A 17,805-nucleotide genomic window follows, 5' to 3' on the forward strand; every position below is an offset into this window, starting at 1 on the left:
ATGTCCGACTCCCCCGCGCCGCCGCGCCGCATCCTCGTCGCCGGCGCGAGCGGTGCCGGGAAGACGACGCTCGCGCGGCGCATCGCTGCCGCGGCCCGGCTGCCCTACCAGGAGATCGACGCCCTCTTCCACGGTGCCGACTGGACCCCGAGGCCGAGCTTCGTCGACGACGTCGACCGGTTCACCGCGCAGGACGGGTGGGTGACCGAGTGGCAGTACGGCGAGGTGCAGCCGTTGCTCGCCGAACGCGCGCAACTGCTCGTCTTCCTCGACTACTCGCGGTGGCGCGTGATGCGACAGGTGACCCGGCGAACCGTGCGGCGCCGCCTGCGCCGCGAGGAACTCTGGAACGGCAACGTCGAAGCGCCGTTGCACACGATCTTCTCCGATCCCGAGCACATCATCCGCTGGGCGTGGCGCACGCACGGCACGCGGGCGGCGCTCGTCGCGTCGGCCGCCGCCGCGAATCCCGCCCTCGAGGTCGTGCGCCTGCGCCGGCCGAGCGACGCCGACGCGTGGCTCGCGCAGGCCTTCCCTTCGGACAGCTAGCGATATATCGTTGAGTATCGTTCGCGTATCGCGGGAGGTCATCATGAACGGCAATCGCCCGACCGGCGGATTCGGCGGCCACGGCTTCGGCGCACCGGGTTTCGGCGCGCCCGGCAACCCCGGGGCGGCTCTCTGGGAGGCGATGGAGCAGTTCCGCTCCTCGTTCGACCAGCGCCCCGGCATGAAGCGGATGGCCCGCGGCGACGTGCGCGCGGCGGTGCTCGCGCTGCTCGCCGAGCAGCCGATGCACGGCTACCAGATCATCCAGGAGATCGAGGAGCGCAGCGGCGGCTCGTGGAAGCCGAGCGCGGGCTCGGTCTACCCGACCCTGCAGCTGCTCGCCGACGAGGGGCTGATCACCGCCACCGAGCTCCAGGGGCGCAAGACCTACTCGCTCACCGAGGCCGGGCGCGACGAGGCGGCGGCCGGCGCAGACCGACCGGCACCCTGGGAGTCGCCGTCGGTGCAGGGCGGCGCGCACCGGGCGCTCTCGAAGGCCGGCGTCGAACTCGCCGCGGCCGCGGCCCAGCTCGGCCGCACCGGCACGCCCGAGCAGCTGCAGCAGGCGGTGACCGTGCTCGACGAGGCGCGGCGCAAGCTCTACGCGATCCTGGCCGAGGACTGATCGGGGTGCGGCGCGGAATGCCGCATCCGTCGCACTGCGAGAGGATGACGGCATGACCGACGGTGCCCACCGCGCCCGATCCCGCAGAATCCTCGGATTCGCCGCGCGGCAGCTCGTGCAGCTCTGGTGGTACGAGCTCGTGCTACCGAAGATCGGGTTCTCGGCCGTCGCCGACCGCACGCGCGAACGCCGCATGCGCCGGCTCGCGGAGCGCTTCCGCACCCTCGCCGTCGAGCTCGGCGGCCTCATGATCAAGGTCGGGCAGTTCATGTCGTCGCGACTCGACGTGCTGCCGCCCGAGATCACCTCCGAGCTCGAGGGCCTGCAGGACGAAGTGCCGCCTGTGCCGTTCCCCGCGATCCGCGAGCTCGCCGAGGCCGAGCTCGGCGCGCCGCTCGAGCAGGTGTACGCCCGATTCGACGCCGTGCCTGTCGCGGCCGCGTCGCTCGGCCAGGCGCACCGGGCGCGGCTCTCGCCGACCGACGCGTCCGACACCGGGTTCGCCGACGTCGTCGTCAAGGTGCAGCGGCCCGGCATCGACCAGATCGTCGCCGTCGACCTCGCGGCGCTCCGACGCGTGGCCGGGTGGCTTCGGCGCGTGCGGGTCGTCTCCGATCACGTCGACGCCCCCGCGCTCGTCGAGGAGTTCGCGCAGACGAGCCACGAGGAGATCGACTACCTGCACGAGGCGCAGAACGCCGAGCGCTTCGCGGAGGCGTTCGCGGACGAGGCGCGGGTGTACGCACCGGCCGTCGCCTGGGAGCGGACCACCCGCCGCGTGCTGACGCTCGAAGACGTCACGGCGATCAAGATCAACGACACCGACGCGCTCCGCGCCGCCGGCATCGCCCCCGCCGACGTGGCGGGCGTCTTCGCCGAGGTCATGTTCGACCAGGTGTTCACGCACGGCTTCGTGCACGCCGACCCCCATCCGGGCAACATCTTCGTGACGCCGCTCACCCGGGCCGCCGCCGACGCGGCAGCCGGGGGCGCGGCCGGCGCCGGCGATCGGGACGCGTCGGCCCGCGGCATCCCGTGGCGCCTGACCTTCGTCGACTTCGGCATGATGGCGGAGGTGCCCGCCGAGCTGCGCGGCGGACTGCGCACCCTCGTGATCGCCGTCGCCGCACGCGACGGCGCCGGCATGATCGCGGCGGCGCACGAGATCGGCGTGCTCATGCCCTCGGCCGACACGGCGGAGCTCGAGCGCGCGCTCTCGCAGCTCTTCGAGCGGTTCGGCGGCATGGGGTTCGCCCAGCTCAAGCACGTCGACCCCCGCGAGTTCCGCGACTTCGGCGTCGAGTTCGGCGACGTCATGCGCTCGCTCCCCTTCCAGCTGCCCGAGCACCTGCTGCTGCTCATCCGTGCGGTCGCACTCACCTCGGGCATGTGCAGCTCGCTCGATCCCGAGTTCAACGTCTGGGACGCGGTCGAGCCCTACGCGAGGCAGCTCCTGAACGAGGAGCGCGGCGGCCTCGCGCAGGACCTGCTCGGGCAGGCGATGACGAGCGCCGGCATCCTCTGGGGGATGCCGCAGCGGGTCGACGCCCTCATCACGAAGGCCGACCAGGGGCGGATGTCGTTCGACACGTCGCGCCTCGAGCGCCGGCTCGACCGGCTCGAAGGCGTCGCGCGCCGGGTGGTGTCGGCGGTGCTGTTCGCGGCGCTCGTCATCGGCGGTGCGCTGCTCGTCGGTGCGAACCCCGCGCTCGGCTGGACGCTCATGGCGCTGTCGGTGCTGCCGCTCGCGCACGCCCTGTTCGCGGGCGTCGTGAATCGGATGCGGCGGCGCTCGCGCTGACGCGCCGACGCCGTGCCGGCGCACGGCGGCCCGCGACGCGGCTCAGCCGCTGACGGTCGGGGCGTCGACCGCCCCGCCGAAGCGGCGGTTGCGGCGGGCGTAGAGCTCGATGGCCTGCCACAGGTCGGTGCGGCTGAAGTCGGGCCACAGCGTGTCGAGGAACACCATCTCGGCGTACGCCGACTGCCAGAGCAGGAAGTTCGAGGTGCGCTGCTCCCCCGACGAGCGCACGAAGAGGTCGACGTCGGGCATGTCGGGCTGGTAGAGGCGCTTGGCGATCTGCTTCTCGCTCACCGCCGACGGGCGCAGCCGGCCGGCGGCGACGTCGTCGGCGATCTGCCGCACGGCGTCGGTGATCTCGTTGCGCCCGCCGTAGTTCACGCACATCGTGAGCGTGAGCACGTCGTTGCCGGCGGTCAGCCGCTCGGCGAACTGCAGCTCCTCGATGACCGACTTCCAGAGGCGTGGCTTGCGCCCCGCCCAGCGGATGCGCACGCCCCACTCGTTGAGCTGGTCGCGACGGCGGTGGAGCACGTCGCGGTTGTAGCCCATCAGGAAGCGCACCTCGTCGGGCGAGCGCTTCCAGTTCTCGGTCGAGAACGCGTAGACCGAGAGGTGCTTGACGCCCGCCTGGATCGCGCCCGCGACGACATCGAGGAGCGCCGCCTCGCCCGCCTTGTGCCCCTCGATGCGGGTGAGCCCGCGCTGGTTGGCCCAGCGGCCGTTGCCGTCCATGACGATCGCCACGTGCGCCGGCACCGATCCCTTCGGGAAAGCCGGCGGGTGGATGCCCGTCCAGTCGATCGGCCGGTACGGCACGGCGTCGCGGTGGGTGTAGGGCTTGGGACTCACGTGGTGGCCATTCCTGGTTCGGCGGGTCGGGTGGGCAGCTCGTTCGGGTCGGTCGCCTCGGGCGGCGCGACGCCGGGGGCCGGGGCGGATGCCTCGCGGCTGACGTGGGGCAGCGATCGCAGACCCCGCTCGAGGTGCCATTGGGTGTAGGCCGCGACGATGCCCGACGCCTGGTTGCGGTCGCGCTCGGGCGCGGCCTCGGCCATCGCCCAGTCGCCCGAGAGCAGCGCGCCCAGGAGCTCGACCGTCGATCGGGCGATGCGCGGCGTGCCGGGCGGGGCGCACTCGTCGTCGCAGACCACGCCGCCGAGCTGCACGACCACGGCCGTGTGCTCGCCGGGCCGCCCGCAGCGCGAGCAGTCGCCGAAGCTCGGCGCCCAGCCCGCGAGGGCGAGTGCGCGCAACAGGTAGGAGTCGAGCGTGAGCGCGGGGCCGTGCTCACGCCGAGCGAGCGAGCGCAGCGCGCCGACGAGCAGCAGGTACTGCTGCAGCGAGCCCTCGGCCTCGGTGAGCTTGTCGGCGGTCTCGACCATCGCGTTCGCGGCCGTGTAGGCCGCATAGTCCTGCGAGATGTCGGCGCCGTACGAGCCGAGCGACTCGGCCTGCGTCACGACGTCGAGGCTGCGGCCCTCGTAGAGCTGCAGGTCGGCGACCATGAACGGCTCGAGCCGTGCGCCGAACTTCGAGCCCGTGCGGCGCACGCCCTTCGCGACCGCGCGCACCTTGCCGTGCTGCCGGGTCAGCAGGGTGACGATTCGGTCGGCCTCGCCCAGCTTGTGGGTGCGCAGCACGACGGCTTCATCTCGGTACACGGGCACCCTTCGATTCTCCCATCACTGCGGGGCGGGGCATCCGTGATTCACTGTGAGCGTGGAAACCGCCCAGTTCACCATCCCCCTCTGGCTCGACCTCACCGCGGTCGGACTCGGCGGCGTGCAGGGCGCCCTGTTCGCCTCGGGATTCCGCGGCGAGCGGCGGCTCGACCTGCTCGGCGTCGCGATCGTCGGCATCGTGATGGGCCTCGGCGGCGGGGCCATCCGCGACCTGCTGCTCAACGTGCAGATCGGTGCCTTCCAGAACAACTGGTACCTCGTCACCGCGGTCGCGGCGGCGCTCGTGGGCATGCTGCTCGCGGGGCCCTTGCAGCGGCTCAACGGCGTCATCGTCGGACTCGACGCGATCGTGATCGGCATGTTCGGCGCGTTCGGCACGTCGAAGGCGCTGGGGCTCGGCCTGCCGATCCTGCCGGCCGTGTTCGTCGGCGTCGCCGCCGCGGTCGGCGGCGGCATCCTGCGCGACATGCTCATGAGCCTGCCCGTCGCCATCATGCACGTCGGCTCGCTCTACGCGGTCGCGGCCGCGGCCGGATGCCTCGTGCTCGCGCTCCTCGACGTGTTCGGGGTGCCGCTCTTCATCGGGGGCATCGTGTGCGTCGTCGTCACGAGCGTGATCCGCTGGCTCGCGGTGATCTTCGACCTCTCGCTGCCAGAACAGCGAATGCTCTACCGTCGCAAGGTCGCGACCGAGACGGGCGTGCTGCCGGTCGTGCGTCGCTGACGCGCCCTCGCCTCGTTTCGTTCCGGGGGTGCTCGTGCGCAGGTCTCAGGGCCGTCGAGCAGCCCGACTTGCGGAAATGCACCCCCGGAACGGAGTGGACGGGAATCGCGGGGGTCAGACGCCGGCGAGGGCGGGCTCGGGCTCCACGACGGTCGTGCGCAGCGCGCGGTTCACGGCCGAGACGACCGCCTTCAGCGAGGCCGTCGAGATGTCGGCGTCGATGCCGACGCCCCACAGCACGCGCCCTTCGACCTCGAGCTCGACGTACGCGGCGGCCTGGGCGTCGCCGCCCGCCGAGAGCGTGTGCTCGACGTAGTCGCGCAGCTTGACGTCGACGCCCTCGGCGCCCAGCACGTTGAGGAACGCCGAGATCGGGCCGTTGCCGCTCGCGTCGGCGTCGACCCGCTCGTCGCCGTCGCGCAGGCCCACGCGCACGTTCACGACGCCGTCGAGGGCGCTCTCGGTGCGCAGGCCCAGCAGTTCGAACCGGCCCCACTTCTCGTCGGGTCGGTCGGCCGGGGCCGGCAGGTACTCGTCGTTGAAGATGCGCCAGATGTCATCGCTCGACACCTCGCCGCCCTCGGCGTCGGTCTTCGCCTGCACGACGCCCGAGAACTCGATCTGCAGCCGTCGCGGCAGGTCGAGTGCGTGGTCGGTCTTCAGCAGGTAGGCGACGCCGCCCTTGCCCGACTGCGAGTTGACGCGGATGACGGCCTCGTAGCTGCGCCCGAGGTCTTTCGGGTCGACCGGCAGGTACGGCACGGCCCACTCGAGGTCGTCGACGGCGACGCCGGCCTCGTCGGCGCGGGCCTCCATCGACTCGAAGCCCTTCTTGATCGCGTCCTGGTGCGAGCCCGAGAAGGCGGTGTAGACGAGGTCGCCGGCCCACGGGCTGCGCTCGTGCACGCGCAGCTGGTTGCAGTACTCGGCCGTGCGCTTGATCTCGTCGAGGTCGCTGAAGTCGATCTGCGGGTCGACGCCCTGCGTGAACAGGTTGATGCCGAGGGCGACGAGGTCGACGTTGCCGGTGCGCTCGCCGTTGCCGAACAGGCAGCCCTCGATGCGGTCGGCGCCGGCCATGTAGCCGAGCTCGGCGGCGGCGATCGCCGTACCGCGGTCGTTGTGGGGGTGCAGCGAGAGGATGACGTTCTCGCGGTACTTCAGGTGCCGGCTCATCCACTCGATCGAATCGGCGTAGACGTTCGGCGTCGCCATCTCGACGGTCGCGGGCAGGTTGATGATGACGTTGCGCTCGGCCGTCGGCTCGAAGACGTCGAGCACCTGGTTGCAGACGTCGACGGCGAACTCGAGCTCGGTGCCCGTGTAGCTCTCGGGCGAGTACTCGTAGTAGACGGTCGTGCCGGGAACGGTGCGCTCCATCTCACGGCACTTGCGGGCGCCGTGCAGTGCGATGTCGATGATGCCCTGCTTGTCGGTGCGGAACACGACCTCGCGCTGCAGCACGCTCGTGGAGTTGTAGAGGTGCACGATCGCCTGCTTCGCGCCGGCGATCGCCTCGTAGGTGCGCTCGATGAGGTGGTCGCGCGCCTGGGTCAGCACCTGGATCGTGACGTCGTCGGGGATCGCCCCCTCGTCGATGAGCTGGCGCACGAAGTCGAAATCGGTCTGGCTCGCGCTCGGGAAGCCGACCTCGATCTCCTTGTAGCCCATCTTGACGAGCAGGTCGAACATGATGCGCTTGCGCTCGGGGCTCATCGGGTCGATGAGCGCCTGGTTGCCGTCGCGCAGGTCGACGGCGCACCAGCGCGGCGCGACCTCGATGCGCTTCGACGGCCACGTGCGATCGGGCAGCTCGACCGAGATCTGCTCGTGGAAGGGGCGGTACCGGTGGACGGGCATCGCCGAGGGCTTCTGGGTGTTCTGCATTTGGGTGCTCTTCTCGCTTTTCGGATCTATTCAGCCGACGACGAACTCCGCAGCGAGGGAGGCCTGAGAACTAGGACTCGCTGCGGCAGCTAAGGAGAAGCAGGCCGTGAAGCACGCGACAAGGCTAACATCCGCGCGCCGGGCGCGCACGCGTGTGACGTCGTGCGCAGCTCGGCGACGTTCGTCGGGCGGCACGGTGAAGCGGGCGGATGCCTCCCCCGAGGCATCCGCCCGCCCTTCCCCGCCTCGCGACGCCCCTAGTCGACCGCGAGGGCTGCGACCGGCGAGACGCGCATGGCGCGCCGGGCCGGAGCGATGGACGCGGCGAGCGTGAGCACGCCCGCTGCGACGATGAGGACCCCGATCATCACCCACGGGATGCCCGGGAAGACGAACACCGGCTCACCCTGCGCACCTCCGAGCAGGGCCTGGGCGCCGGCCCAGCCGTACCCGAAGCCGAGCACGAGGCCGGTGAGCGTCGCGGCGACGGTGAGCGCCGCGCTCTCGACGACGATCATGCGACGCAGCTGCCGCCGGTCGAAGCCGAGCGCGCGCAGCAGGCCGAGCTCCCGGGAGCGCTGCAGCACGCTGAGCGACAGGGTGTTGACCATACCGATCGCCGCGATGAGCGCGCTGAAGCCGATGAGCACCGTGAAGACCGCGATCGTCGCGTTCAACATCGGCTCGATGCCCGCGAACACCTCGGGCTGCGCCTTCTGGGCGGCGAGGATCATCGCGCGGTACGACTCCATCGTGACGGAGAACGTCGTGACGAGCGTGACGCCGATGACGAGGCCGATCGTCATGCGCGAGCTGCGCTCGGGGTTGCGCACCGCGTTCTCGGCGGCGAGGCGTGCGGCGGGCGAGCGACCGAACAGGCGCCCGACGAGCCGCAGCACGGGCGGCATCACGACGTCGGCGCCGAGCACGACGCCCGTGAACGAGACGATGCCGCCGACCATGCCGATGAGCACGCCCTCGGGACGGGTGAGCCCCACGACGACGCCGACCGCGAGCATGGCCACCCCCACCACGACGAGCACCGCCGCCGTGATGTTGCGGCCGCGCCGACGGCCGACGGCCTCCTGGCTCTGCGGGTTCGCGTTGCCGATCGCCTCGGCCGGGCGCACCTTGAGCACCCGCCGTGAGCCGACCCACGAGGCGAGCCAGGTCGTGAGCGCGACGGCGATCGCAGGCAGCACGACCGCGACGTTGAGGTAGTCGTACTCGGTCTCGGGCAGCATCCCGCTCGCGACCGCGAAACGGGCGAGGCCGTATGCCGATGCCGTGCCGAGCAGGATGCCGATCGCCGCACCCGCGAAGCCGATGACGAGCCCCTCCTTCGCGATATGGGCGCGCTGGGCGCGGGCGCTCGAACCGATGAGGCGAAGGAGCGCGATCACGCGAGTACGCCCCGCGACGACCGTCGCGACCGTGTTCGTGGTGACGATCGCGCTCACGTAGACGGCGATGACGATGAACACCGTCGCGAGCACGCCGAGCATGAGTGCGACGGTGTCGCTCTCGCCCGTGACGTCGTCGGCCCGGATCGCCGCGGCCAGGAGGCCCGTCACCTGCAGGAGGAGCACGCCGAAGGTTCCCGCGATCGTCGCAACGAGGAGCGTCGGCCACTGGTCCTTGAACCGGGTGCGCATCAGGCCGCCAGTTCCATCGACAGCATGAACGACGAGATCTCCTCGGGCGTCGAACGTCCCGCGTCGCGCACGATGCGGCCGTCGGCGAGGAACAGGATGCGGTCGGCGTGGCTCGCGGCGACCGGGTCGTGCGTGACCATCGCGATCGACTGGCCGTAGGTCGCGCTCGCCGAGGCGAGGAGCCCGAGCACCTCGCGTCCCGTGCGCGAGTCGAGGTTGCCGGTCGGCTCGTCGGCGAAGACGAGATCGGGTCGGGTGGCGAGCGCCCGCGCGATCGCCACGCGCTGCTGCTGTCCGCCCGAGAGCTCGTGCGGGCGGTGCGTCAGCCGCTCACCGAGACCGAGCGTCGCGAAGAGCTCGTCGATCCAGGCCCGCTCGTCGTTCGTCGGGCGACGGCCGTCGAGCTCGAACGGCAGCATCACGTTGCCGCGCACGTCGAGCGTCGGCACGAGGTTGAACGACTGGAACACGAAGCCGATGCGGCGGCGGCGCAGCACCGTGAGCGCCGAGTCGCCGAGCCCGGTGATGTCGGTGTCGCCGAGCCAGACCCGGCCCGCGCTCGGCGAGTCGAGCCCGGCCATGATGTGCATGAGGGTCGACTTGCCGGAGCCGCTCGGCCCCATGATGGCGGTGAACTCGCCGCGGCGGAGGCCCAGCGAGACGTCGTCGAGTGCGGTGACGGTGCCGGCGCCCTGTCCGTAGCGCTTGACGAGGCCGGCGACGCGGGCGATGAGACCGAGGTCGGAGGGTTGGATCTGCATGTCTTCGACGCTACGGATGCCGCAGGGCCGGCCTCATCCGGCTGAGGGCTTGCCCGCGTCATCCTCGAGGATGACGTTCGGATCAGCCTGCCGACTGCCGCGACGCTCGCGACGTGGGCGTCACCCGGCCGCGGGGTCGGAGAGGTCGTGCTCGTACGCGAAGACGACGAGCTGCACGCGATCGCGCAGGCCGAGCTTCGCGAGGATGCGGCTGACGTGGGTCTTCACGGTGGCCTCGGAGAGGAACTCACCCGACGCGATCTCGGCGTTCGAGAGGCCGCGCGCCGCCAGGGCGAAGATCTCGCGCTCGCGCGGCGTGAGGTCGTTCCACGCGGGCGGCGCCGCACGCCGGCCGGACGCGGCGCCGACATGCGCGAAGAGCGCCCGTGTCGCCGAGGCCGCGATGACCTGGTTGCCCTGGTGCACCGTGCGGATCGCGGCGAGCAGGAAGTCGGGATCCGCGTCCTTCAGCACGAACCCGCTCGCGCCCGCCCGGATGGCCCTGGCCGCGTTCTCGTCGAGGTCGAACGTCGTGAGCACGAGGATCCGCGGGGCGGGGCGGCCGTCGCGATCGGCTTCCGCGAGGATGCGCTCGGTCGCTCCGATGCCGTCCATCAGCGGCATGCGGACGTCCATGAGCACGACATCCGGACGTTCGGTCGCCGCGAGCGCGACGGCGGCGCTGCCGTCGCCGGCCTCCCCGGCGACCTCGAGGTCGGGCTGCGACTCGACGAGCATGCGGACGCCGGCGCGGAACAGCGCCTGGTCGTCGACGAGGGCGACGCGGATCGTCATGCGGTCCTTCCGGTGCGGGCGGGGATGCGGGCGGTGAGCCGGAACACGCCGTCGTCGCCGGCCACCGCCTGCAGGGTACCGCCGGCGAGCTGCGCGCGCTCGCGCATGCCGGGGATGCCGTGGCGGAATGCGTGCGAGTCGGGCGGCGGCACGTCGGCGCGGCGCGCGTTGACGAGCTCGACGGCGACGCCGCCCTCGTCCCAGCGCAGCCGGAGCTCGACCGGCTGCGTCACGTCGCCGTGCCGCAGTGCGTTCGTGAGCCCCTCCTGCACGATGCGGTAGACGGCGATCTGCTGACCGGTGCCGAGCTCGGGGCGCACCCCCTGCTCGTCGAGGCGGACGTCGAGCCCGGCGGCGCGCACCTGCTCGAGCAGGGTGCCGAGGTCGTCGAGCACCGGCTGCGGGGACTCGGTCTCGTGGTGGCGCAGCTCGGCGAGCAGCATCCGCACGTCGCCGAGTGCGCCGCGGGCGACGCCCGCGATGGTGCCGAGGGCGTCGACCGCCGACTCGGGCCGCGTGCGGGCCGCGAACCGGGCGCCGTCGGCCTGGGCGATCACGACCGCGAGCGAGTGCGCGACGACGTCGTGCATGTCGCGGGCGATGCGGTTGCGCTCCTGCTCGACGACGTAGCGGTACTCGGCGAGTTCGCGCTCACGGTTCGCGACCTCCTCCCGGCGCCGCACCTCGCGCGTGTCGCGCACGGCCCGCACGAGCAGGCCGGCCGTCCAGGCGAGCACGAGCACCGCGATCGAGGCGACGAAGAGCACGCCCGTCATGAGCAGCGTCGTCACCGGATCCTGCGGCGCCCCGTTGATGAGCGGCTTCACGACCGCGAGGTACGCCGTCGCGAACACGGCGCCGACGCCCGCCGAACCGAGCCCGAGCCACTTCACGACCCGTCCGCCGTGGGCCGCCGTCGAGTAGAGCACGCCCAGCACGGCCGCGTCGTAGAGCTGCAGGTCGCGCAGCAGCAGCATCTGCGCGAGCGCACCGGCCCACGCGATCGCGAGCGACCAACCGGGGTCGTACCGGCGCACCGCGAGTGCCGCCGCGAACACGACGAGCAGCACGAGGTCGTAGACGCCGCCGAGCAGGGCGAACGGCAGGCAGGCCAGCCCGAACACGCCGGCGAGCACGATGTCGGTCGTGAGCTTCGCGCGGCTGATCCTGGTGGTCACCGATCCACCGTACGTGCTCGCGGGCGCCGCGACCGGCTCACCGGCCGGGAATCATCCTCGAGAGGTACGGCGTCGCGAGTCTCGGTGCGCGCGCTGCGACCGCTCCCCCGGACCACCGGAGATCGGTGCCCCTCAGAACCCGAGGCGACCGAGCTGCTTCGGATCGCGCTGCCAGTCCTTCGCGACCTTCACGTGGAGGGCGAGGTAGACCTTGCGACCGAGCAGCTGCTCGATCTGCCCGCGCGCCGCTGCGCCGACCTCCTTGAGGCGGGCGCCGCCCTTGCCGATGATGATGCCCTTCTGGCTGTCGCGCTCGACGAAGAGATTGGCGTACACCTCGACGAGGTCCTTGTCGTCGCGCTCGACGAGGTCGTCGACGGTCACGGCGATCGAGTGCGGCAGCTCGTCGGAGACGCCCTCGAGCGCCGCCTCGCGCACGAACTCGGCGATGCGGTCGGTGAGGTCCTCGTCGGTGAGCGCCTCGGCCGGGTAGAGCGGCTGCCCCGACTCGGGCATGAGGGAGAGCAGCTCGGCGACGAGCACGTCGAGCTGCTCGCCGCGCGGCGCGGACACGGGGATGATCGCGGCCCAGTCGCGCAGCTCGGACACGGCGAGCAGCTGCTCGGCGACCTTCGCCTTCGACGTGGCGTCGGTCTTCGTGACGATCGCGACCTTCTTCGCGTGCGGGTACTGGTCGAGCTGCTCGTTGATGAACCGGTCGCCCGGGCCGATCGCCTCGTTCGCCGGCACGCAGAACGCGATGACGTCGACGTCGCCGAGGGTCGACTGCACGAGCGTGTTGAGGCGCTCGCCGAGCAGCGTGCGCGGCCGGTGCAGGCCGGGGGTGTCGACGAGGATGAGCTGCCCGTGCTCGCGGTGCACGATGCCGCGGATCGCGCGGCGGGTCGTCTGCGGCTTCGAGCTCGTGATCGCGACCTTCTCGCCGACGAGCGCGTTCGTGAGCGTCGACTTGCCGACGTTGGGTCGTCCGACGAACGACACGAATCCGGCGCGGTACTCAGTCACGGTGGTTCCTCTCCACGGTCTCGCCCCCGTCGAACGCGGTATGGGCGTCGATGAGGGCCTGGTCGGCCTCGACGAGGATCGTCGAGATGCGCTTGCGCCGCCCCTCGGTGCGCTCGGCCTCGAGGATGAGGCCCGAGACGCTCGCGCGCTCGCCGGGCTGCGGCAGCCGGCCGAGCTCCTTCGCGAGGAGGCCTCCCGCCGAGTCGACGTCCTCGTCGTCGAGATCGAGCCCGAACAGCTCGCCGAGCTCGTCGATCGGGAGCCGCGCGTTCACCCGGTAGCGCCCCTCGCCGAGGTCTTCGACCTGGGCGGCCTCTCGGTCGTACTCGTCGGAGATGTCGCCGACGAGCTCCTCGATGAGGTCCTCGAGCGTCGCGAGCCCCGCGATGCCGCCGTACTCGTCGACGACCATCGCGAGATGGGTCGACTCGAGCTGCATCTGCCGCAGCAGCGCGTCGGCCTTCATCGAGTCGGGCACGAACGTCGCGGGCCGGGCGAGCTCGCCGACGGTGAGCCCCTCCGCGTCGAGCGGGCGCTCGAAGCCGAGCTTCGCGAGGTCGCGCAGGTACAGGATGCCGGTCACGTCGTCGGCGTCGCGCGCGATGACGGGGATGCGCGAGTACCCGGCCTTGAGGAACAGCGCCATCGCGTGCGGCAGGTGCGCCGTCGCGTCGATCGTCACCATGTCGGTGCGCGGCACCATGACCTCGCGCACGACGGTGTCGCTGAACTCGAAGATCGAGTGGATGAGCTCGCGGTCGCCCTCCTCGAGCACCTCGAGCTCGGCGGCCTCGTCGACCATGCTGAGCAGCTGCTCCTCGCTCGAGACGCCGGCGAACCGCAGCCGGCCGGGCGTCACGCGGTTGCCGAGCGAGACGAGCGCACCGGCCAAGGGGCCGATGAGCACGCGCAGGAAGTGCACGAGCGGTGCGGTGATCCGCAGCACGGCGGGCGCGTGGGCGCGGCCGACGCTGCGCGGGCTCGCGCCCACGAGCACGAACGACGCCGCGGTCATGATGAGCGCCGCGCAGAGCAGCACGAGCCAGATGTCGTCGATGAAGAACGTGAAGGCGAGCGTCACGAGCACCGCGGCGGTCGTCTCCGAGACGATGCGCACGAAGTTGACGGCGTTGACGTGCGCGCCCGTGTCGTCGGCGATCGCGAGCAGCGACCGCTTGGCGCGCGACACGAGCGCGAGGTCGGTGAGGTCGGCCCGGCTCGACACGCCGACGGCCGCGTCGACGGCGGCCATGAGGCCGCCGAAGGCGACGAGCACGAACGCCGCGCCGAGGAAGAGCCAGGGCAGCATGGTCAGCGGCGGCGCTCCTGCATGGAGAATCCGACGAGGATGTCGCGCTGGATGCCGAACATCTCCTTCTCTTCGTCGGGCTCGGCGTGGTCGAAGCCCAGCAGGTGCAGGATGCCGTGCGTCGTGAGCAGCAGCAGCTCGTCGAGGAGCGAGTGCCCCGCCGTGCGGGCCTGCGACTCGGCGACCTGCGGGCACAGCACGACGTCGCCGAGCAGCCCCGGCGGGGTCGGTGCGTCCTCGGTGCCGGGCCGCAGCTCGTCCATCGGGAAGCTCAGGACGTCGGTCGGGCCGGGCTCGTCCATCCACTGCACGTGGAGCTGCTCCATGGCGCCCTCGTCGACGAGCACGATCGCGAGCTCGGCGTCCTGGTGGACGTGCATGGCGTCGAGCGCGTACACCGCGAGCCGCTGGATCGCGGCCTCGTCGACCTCGATCGCGGATTCGTTGTTGATCTCGATGCTCAAGACTTGCCCTTTCTCGGCAGGTGGTCGCGGGGACCGGCGTGGCCGCGCCGTTCGGCGCGGTTCGCGAACTCGCGGGCCTCGGCGCGCTCGAATCGCTGCGCCTGCTGCCGCTGGTCGAACTCGGTGTAGGCGTCGACGATGCGCCCGACGAGGGTGTGCCGCACGACGTCGTCGCTCGTGAGCCTCGCGAAGTGGATGTCGTCGATGCGGTCGAGGATGCGCGTGACGAGCCGCAGCCCCGACGCCCCACCGGGCAGGTCGATCTGCGTCACGTCGCCCGTGACGACCATCTTCGAGCCGAAGCCGAGGCGGGTGAGGAACATCTTCATCTGCTCGGGCGTCGTGTTCTGCGCCTCGTCGAGCACGACGAACGAGTCGTTGAGCGTGCGCCCGCGCATGTACGCGAGCGGGGCGACCTCGACCGTGCCCGAGGCGAGCAGCTTCGGCACGAGCTCGGGATCCATCATCTCGTTGAGCGCGTCGTAGAGCGGCCGCAGGTACGGGTCGATCTTGTCGGTCAGCGTGCCGGGCAGGAATCCGAGCCGCTCGCCCGCCTCGACGGCCGGGCGGGTGAGGATGATGCGGCTCACCTCCTTGCGCTGGAGCGCCTGCACGGCCTTCGCCATGGCGAGGTAGGTCTTGCCGGTGCCGGCGGGGCCGATGCCGAAGACGATCGTGTTCTCGTCGATGGCGTCGACGTAGGCCCGCTGGCCCTCGGTCTTCGGTCGGATGGCCTTGCCGCGGCTGGAGACGATGACCTGTCCCAGCAGTTCCGAGGGCTTCGCGTCGGGATCGGCGTCGAGCATGCGGGCCGAGCTCCTCACTTCGGTCGGGGTGGGATCCTGGTCGTTGCGCACGAGCTCCAGGAGTTCTTCGATGAGCCGGCGCACCTTGCGCCGTGCGTCGGCGTCGCCGCGGATGGCGATCTCGTTGCCGCGAACGTGCACCTCGACGCCCGGGTACTCGCGCTGGATCGACGTGAGCAGGCGGTCCTGGGGCCCGAGCAGGCGGACCATCTGCACACCGTCGATGCGGAGGCGCTCCTCGTCGGCGCCGGTCGCGGGGCGCTCGGTGCCCGGCGACGTCGTCGATTCGGCCCGTTCGGCCGGTTCACGCTCCGGCAAGCGCGCCCTCCTCGAGCCGGCCGGCGAGGACGTGCGCGTGCACGTGGAACACGGTCTGGCCGGCCGAGGCACCGGTGTTGAAGACGAGGCGGAACTCGCCGTCGGCGAGGTCGCCCGCGACGTCGCGTGCGACGGCGACGAGCTCGGCGAGCAGGACGGGGTCGCCCGCGGCCAGCTCGACGACGTCGCGGTAGTCGCCCGTCTTCGTCGTGACGACGACGTGCACGGGCGCCTGCGGCGCGATGTCGTGGAACGCGATCACCCGCTCGGTCTCGGCGACGATGCGGGCGGGGATCTCACGCGCGACGATGCGTTCGAAGACGGTCGGTTCAGCGCGCGAGTCGGTCATTCCACCATCGTACCGACGGATCGCTCACCAGCGGCCGAGCGCGACGCTGAGCACCGCGATCGCGGCGGGTCCCGCCGTCGAGGTGCGCAGCACCGATGCGCCCAGCCGCACGGGCTCGGCGCCCGCCTCGACGAGCCGCTCGAGCTCGGCCGGTGCGATGCCGCCCTCTGGGCCGACGACGAGGGCGACGTCGCGGCCGTCGGGCTCGAGCTCGGTGAGCGCGACGCCGGCGGTCGGTTCGAGCACGAGCACGCGGCATCCGGCGAGGCGCCCGGCGAGTCCCGCGGTCGTCGTGATCTCGCTCACCTCGGGCATCCACGCACGGATCGACTGTTTCACGGCCTCGCGCACGATCGTCGCCCACCGGCGGCGACCCTTCTCGGCCTTCGGTCCGTCCCACCGCGAGACCGAGCGGGCTGCGGCCCAGGGGATCACGGCGTCGACGCCGAGCTCGGTCGCCGCCTGCACCGCCATCTCGTCGCGGTCGCCCTTCGCGAGCGCCTGCACGAGCGTGATCGCGGGCGCCGGGCGCTCCTCGACGACGACCTCCTCGGCCACGAGCACGAGCTCGCGCGACTCGGTCGCGACGACCGTGCCGCGCACGATCACGCCGCGACCGTCGCCGATCGCGACGCGCTCGCCCGTGCGGATGCGGGCGACCGTCACGGCGTGCCGCGCCTCGTCGCCGGTCAGCCGCACCTCTGCGCCCGGCGCGAGCGCGCCGAGGTCGAGCGACTCGTCGAGGTACAGGCTGCTCATGGCCGCCCGCTCAGCCCAGGAACCGGTCGCGCAGGCGGGCGAAGAGCCCCTGCTGGAAGTGGCTGAGCTCGGGCTTCGGCGACTTCTTCGACGCCGCGAACTGCGAGATCAGGTCGCGCTCCTTCGACGACAGCTTCGTCGGGGTCACCACCTGCACGCCGATCTTGAGGTCGCCGCGCCCGTTGCCGCGGAGCTTCGTGACCCCGCGGTCCTTCACGGTGAGGATCTCGCCGCTCTGCGTGCCCGCCTTCACCTCGAGCTCGACGTCGCCGTCGAGACCGGGGATGGTCGCCGTCGTGCCGAGGATCGCGTCGGCCATCGCGACCTCGAGCGTGGCGAGCAGGTCGTCGCCGTTGCGGCTGAAGACGTCGTGGTTCTTGACCTTGATCTCGAGGTACAGGTCGCCGTTGGGGCCGCCCGCGGGCCCCGCCTCGCCCGATCCGGGCATCTGCAGGCGAACGCCCGTGTCGACGCCGGCGGGGATGTCGACCGGCACGGTGCGACGGGCGCGCACGCGGCCCTGCCCCTGGCACGTCGCGCACGGCGTCGCGATGATCGTGCCGTAGCCGCGGCAGGTGCCGCACGGGCTCGACGTCATGACGTTGCCGAGCAGCGAGCGCACCTGGCGCTGGATCTGGCCCGAGCCGTGGCAGATGTCGCACGTCACGGGCGAGGTGCCCGGCTGGCAGCACGAGCCCTGGCAGGTCTCGCAGCGCACGGCGGTGTCGACCTCGATGTCGCGGTGGGTGCCGAAGATCACCTCGTCGAGTCCGACCTCGACCCGGATCAGGGCGTCCTGCCCGCGCTCGCGGCGCGACCGCGGTCCGCGGCTCTGCTGGCTCGCACCGAAGAACGTCTCGAAGATGTCGCCGAATCCGCCGAAGCCCTGGCCGTTGAAGCCGCCCTGGCCGCCGCCGAGGTCGTACTGCTGCCGTTGCTTCGGGTCGGAGAGCACGTCGTACGCGTGCGTCACCTCTTTGAAGCGCTCGGATGCCTCGGCGCCGGGATTCACGTCGGGGTGGAGTTCTCGCGCGAGACGGCGGTAGGCCTTCTTGATCTCGTCGGGGGTGGCGTCGCGGGAGACGCCGAGGACCTCGTAATGGTCGGCCACGGA

At 71.7% G+C, this 17,805-nt stretch carries 18 protein-coding genes; 4 read left to right on the forward strand and 14 right to left on the reverse strand.

All coding sequences use genetic code 11. The annotated features are described in order from the left end of the window. From AC3RJ6_RS13870 to AC3RJ6_RS13880, 3 genes are read left to right on the forward strand one after another with little or no spacing between them, the layout of a single operon-like run. Entirely contained in the window at positions 1 to 549 is a 549-nt protein-coding gene (locus tag AC3RJ6_RS13870) for a P-loop NTPase family protein (protein WP_491427654.1), read from the forward strand. A 43-nt stretch (positions 550 to 592) separates the two neighbouring features. Next, positions 593 to 1,174, forward strand: a complete 582-nt coding sequence (locus AC3RJ6_RS13875) for a PadR family transcriptional regulator (protein ID WP_491427655.1) — start codon at positions 593 to 595, stop codon at positions 1,172 to 1,174. A gap of 52 nt (positions 1,175 to 1,226) precedes the next feature. Next, entirely contained in the window at positions 1,227 to 2,975 is a 1,749-nt protein-coding gene (locus AC3RJ6_RS13880; protein ID WP_491427656.1) for an ABC1 kinase family protein, read from the forward strand. A gap of 42 nt (positions 2,976 to 3,017) precedes the next feature. On the opposite strand, the gene AC3RJ6_RS13885 is transcribed toward AC3RJ6_RS13880, so the two are convergent. Together AC3RJ6_RS13885 and recO are read right to left on the reverse strand one after the other, a co-directional pair. Next, a complete protein-coding gene (locus tag AC3RJ6_RS13885) occupies positions 3,018 to 3,827 on the reverse strand; it encodes an isoprenyl transferase (RefSeq protein WP_491427657.1) in 810 nt (269 codons plus the stop codon). After that, positions 3,824 to 4,645, reverse strand: a complete 822-nt coding sequence (gene recO / locus AC3RJ6_RS13890; protein WP_491427658.1) for a DNA repair protein RecO — start codon at positions 4,643 to 4,645, stop codon at positions 3,824 to 3,826. The genes AC3RJ6_RS13885 and recO overlap by 4 nt, the downstream gene beginning before the upstream one ends. 52 nt (positions 4,646 to 4,697) lie before the next feature. On the opposite strand from recO, the gene AC3RJ6_RS13895 reads away from it, so the two are divergent. Continuing rightward, the gene (locus AC3RJ6_RS13895) at positions 4,698 to 5,384 is read left to right on the forward strand and encodes a trimeric intracellular cation channel family protein (RefSeq protein WP_491427659.1); all 687 of its coding nucleotides are present in this window, start codon (positions 4,698 to 4,700) and stop codon (positions 5,382 to 5,384) included. Between the two features lie 114 nt (positions 5,385 to 5,498). Here the strand turns inward: AC3RJ6_RS13895 and leuA are convergent, their stop codons facing one another. The 12 genes from leuA to dnaJ form a co-directional block, all read right to left on the reverse strand. Continuing rightward, positions 5,499 to 7,271 (reverse strand): 2-isopropylmalate synthase, encoded by a 1,773-nt coding sequence (gene leuA / locus AC3RJ6_RS13900; protein ID WP_491427660.1) that lies wholly within the window; start codon positions 7,269 to 7,271, stop codon positions 5,499 to 5,501. 257 nt (positions 7,272 to 7,528) lie between these two features. Beyond that, entirely contained in the window at positions 7,529 to 8,926 is a 1,398-nt protein-coding gene (locus AC3RJ6_RS13905; protein WP_491427661.1) for an ABC transporter permease, read from the reverse strand. Next, positions 8,926 to 9,687: an ABC transporter ATP-binding protein gene (locus tag AC3RJ6_RS13910; RefSeq protein ID WP_491427662.1), complete on the reverse strand. Its 762-nt coding sequence runs from the start codon at positions 9,685 to 9,687 to the stop codon at positions 8,926 to 8,928. The genes AC3RJ6_RS13905 and AC3RJ6_RS13910 overlap by 1 nt, the downstream gene beginning before the upstream one ends. A 120-nt stretch (positions 9,688 to 9,807) precedes the next feature. Further along, the gene (locus AC3RJ6_RS13915) at positions 9,808 to 10,482 is read right to left on the reverse strand and encodes a response regulator (RefSeq protein WP_491427663.1); all 675 of its coding nucleotides are present in this window, start codon (positions 10,480 to 10,482) and stop codon (positions 9,808 to 9,810) included. Further along, positions 10,479 to 11,660 (reverse strand): sensor histidine kinase, encoded by a 1,182-nt coding sequence (locus tag AC3RJ6_RS13920; protein ID WP_491427664.1) that lies wholly within the window; start codon positions 11,658 to 11,660, stop codon positions 10,479 to 10,481. Before AC3RJ6_RS13920 ends, AC3RJ6_RS13915 begins: the two co-directional genes overlap by 4 nt. A gap of 132 nt (positions 11,661 to 11,792) precedes the next feature. Continuing rightward, positions 11,793 to 12,686: a GTPase Era gene (gene era, locus AC3RJ6_RS13925; RefSeq protein ID WP_491427665.1), complete on the reverse strand. Its 894-nt coding sequence runs from the start codon at positions 12,684 to 12,686 to the stop codon at positions 11,793 to 11,795. Next, complete coding sequence (locus AC3RJ6_RS13930; RefSeq protein ID WP_491427667.1) at positions 12,679 to 13,995, reverse strand: hemolysin family protein; 1,317 nt, start codon at positions 13,993 to 13,995, stop codon at positions 12,679 to 12,681. Before AC3RJ6_RS13930 ends, era begins: the two co-directional genes overlap by 8 nt. 2 nt (positions 13,996 to 13,997) lie before the next feature. Beyond that, the gene (gene ybeY, locus AC3RJ6_RS13935; RefSeq protein ID WP_491427668.1) at positions 13,998 to 14,459 is read right to left on the reverse strand and encodes an rRNA maturation RNase YbeY; all 462 of its coding nucleotides are present in this window, start codon (positions 14,457 to 14,459) and stop codon (positions 13,998 to 14,000) included. Beyond that, positions 14,456 to 15,475, reverse strand: a complete 1,020-nt coding sequence (locus AC3RJ6_RS13940) for a PhoH family protein (RefSeq protein WP_491427807.1) — start codon at positions 15,473 to 15,475, stop codon at positions 14,456 to 14,458. The genes ybeY and AC3RJ6_RS13940 overlap by 4 nt, the downstream gene beginning before the upstream one ends. 94 nt (positions 15,476 to 15,569) lie before the next feature. Then, the gene (locus AC3RJ6_RS13945) at positions 15,570 to 15,932 is read right to left on the reverse strand and encodes an HIT domain-containing protein (RefSeq protein ID WP_491427669.1); all 363 of its coding nucleotides are present in this window, start codon (positions 15,930 to 15,932) and stop codon (positions 15,570 to 15,572) included. Between the two features lie 24 nt (positions 15,933 to 15,956). Then, positions 15,957 to 16,691, reverse strand: a complete 735-nt coding sequence (locus AC3RJ6_RS13950) for a 16S rRNA (uracil(1498)-N(3))-methyltransferase (RefSeq protein ID WP_491427670.1) — start codon at positions 16,689 to 16,691, stop codon at positions 15,957 to 15,959. 10 nt (positions 16,692 to 16,701) lie between these two features. Beyond that, the gene (dnaJ, locus tag AC3RJ6_RS13955) at positions 16,702 to 17,802 is read right to left on the reverse strand and encodes a molecular chaperone DnaJ (RefSeq protein ID WP_491427671.1); all 1,101 of its coding nucleotides are present in this window, start codon (positions 17,800 to 17,802) and stop codon (positions 16,702 to 16,704) included. Positions 17,803 to 17,805: the final 3 nt, after the last annotated feature.

This window comes from Agromyces cucurbitae, assembly GCF_058349945.1.

Excerpts from the sequence above, each read along its gene's own strand:
- AC3RJ6_RS13950 (WP_491427670.1), bottom strand. The coding sequence starts at position 16,691 with ATGAGCAGCCTGTACCTCGACGAGTCGCTCGACCTCGGCGCGCTCGCG.
- AC3RJ6_RS13930 (WP_491427667.1), bottom strand. The coding sequence starts at position 13,995 with ATGCTGCCCTGGCTCTTCCTCGGCGCGGCGTTCGTGCTCGTCGCCTTC.
- AC3RJ6_RS13940 (WP_491427807.1), bottom strand. The coding sequence starts at position 15,475 with ATGGTCCGCCTGCTCGGGCCCCAGGACCGCCTGCTCACGTCGATCCAG.
- leuA (WP_491427660.1), bottom strand. The coding sequence starts at position 7,271 with ATGCAGAACACCCAGAAGCCCTCGGCGATGCCCGTCCACCGGTACCGC.
- AC3RJ6_RS13880 (WP_491427656.1), top strand. The coding sequence starts at position 1,227 with ATGACCGACGGTGCCCACCGCGCCCGATCCCGCAGAATCCTCGGATTC.
- AC3RJ6_RS13915 (WP_491427663.1), bottom strand. The coding sequence starts at position 10,482 with ATGACGATCCGCGTCGCCCTCGTCGACGACCAGGCGCTGTTCCGCGCC.
- AC3RJ6_RS13945 (WP_491427669.1), bottom strand. The coding sequence starts at position 15,932 with ATGACCGACTCGCGCGCTGAACCGACCGTCTTCGAACGCATCGTCGCG.
- AC3RJ6_RS13875 (WP_491427655.1), top strand. The coding sequence starts at position 593 with ATGAACGGCAATCGCCCGACCGGCGGATTCGGCGGCCACGGCTTCGGC.
- AC3RJ6_RS13905 (WP_491427661.1), bottom strand. The coding sequence starts at position 8,926 with ATGCGCACCCGGTTCAAGGACCAGTGGCCGACGCTCCTCGTTGCGACG.
- AC3RJ6_RS13870 (WP_491427654.1), top strand. The coding sequence starts at position 1 with ATGTCCGACTCCCCCGCGCCGCCGCGCCGCATCCTCGTCGCCGGCGCG.
- AC3RJ6_RS13910 (WP_491427662.1), bottom strand. The coding sequence starts at position 9,687 with ATGCAGATCCAACCCTCCGACCTCGGTCTCATCGCCCGCGTCGCCGGC.